This is a genomic window from Candidatus Nitrosotalea sp. FS (assembly GCF_011319475.1).
Taxonomy (GTDB): domain Archaea; phylum Thermoproteota; class Nitrososphaeria; order Nitrososphaerales; family Nitrosopumilaceae; genus Nitrosotalea.
The window spans coordinates 503-820 of the sequence record NZ_RCMC01000133.1 but is presented as its reverse complement, the minus strand read 5'-3'; the positions used below and the strand labels follow the sequence as shown (position 1 = coordinate 820).

The following is a 318-nucleotide window of genomic DNA, read 5'->3' as shown; positions in this document are numbered from 1 at the left end:
TTGGAATAGGTCTCCCACATCTCAAAGCCTGTTTTTGCAGCTTTTGCAAATATCCTCTTTTTTTCAGGGTCGTAGAGAAACGGTGCGTGGACTTTGCCTGTATTTCTTGAACTGGTGTGAAATCCCACCTGAGGAGCCTGGTCTAGTACCAGTATCTTTCTNTACCAAGTATTCCTGCTCCGATTATAGTAATATCTGACTTCAATTATTTGGTTTCAGATGCCTGTCAAAATTAGGTGTTGTGCCTAGTCTTCCTTGCCGTGTTTAGTTTGATTTTGTTTTCCGTGTTGTTGCTTTTCATCCATTCCATGCTGGTTT

1 pseudogene is annotated in these 318 nt (G+C 41.3%); it reads right to left on the bottom strand.

Features of this window, described 5'->3' with window-relative positions:
• Positions 1-152, bottom strand: a pseudogene (locus tag DYY66_RS16075) (dehydrogenase); the annotation flags it as partial.
• Between the last annotated feature and the right edge of the window lie 166 nt (positions 153-318).